The sequence below is a fragment of the Bradyrhizobium sp. Arg237L genome (assembly GCF_029990105.1).
Classification (GTDB): domain Bacteria; phylum Pseudomonadota; class Alphaproteobacteria; order Rhizobiales; family Xanthobacteraceae; genus Bradyrhizobium.
This window is the reverse complement of sequence record NZ_JAQMIL010000222.1, coordinates 1-491: the sequence shown is the minus strand read 5'-3', so window position 1 is coordinate 491 and position 491 is coordinate 1. Positions and strand designations below refer to the sequence as shown.

Below are 491 nucleotides of genomic sequence, written 5' to 3'. Positions count from 1 at the left end.
ACCTGGCGGCGGCATGTGCTGCCGGCCGGGTGCCGGGTCTCGCTGCAGTTCGGCGATCAGCTCGCGCGCGACGGCGACGGCCTGACCCGTGTGGGGATCCGCTGCAGCCTGGAGCTCAACGGCCCTGACGCGCGGATCGGCGAGGTGACCTATTGGCAGATCCGCAAGGTGGTGCCGGCCACGGTCGATGGGCATCGCGTCCATTTCGAACTCGAAACCGATCTGTTGCTCGGCAGCATGATCCGGTTTGACGATGTGCTGACGCAGGGGGCGGAGATGCTGCGCCATCTGCGGCTGTTGATCGCGGACGCGCGGCTGACGCTGGCGCATCTGCCGGTCAACGACCGGCTCGGCGAGGAGGCCCGTGCGCCGGTGCTGCGGATCGAGGCCCGCTTCGCCGCCGACCTGGCCGCCGGACGCTCCGGTCTTGTGGCGCCCGATCCGCAAGACCCCGGCGGGCCAGCCGCCGCGCCGTTCCGCACCACGACGCG

1 protein-coding gene is annotated in these 491 nt (G+C 71.3%); it reads left to right on the top strand.

Annotated features, from left to right (window positions below; genetic code table 11):
* Positions 1-491: hypothetical protein (locus tag OZ411_RS43505; RefSeq protein WP_282532822.1), on the top strand; the 491-nt coding region annotated here is incomplete at both ends.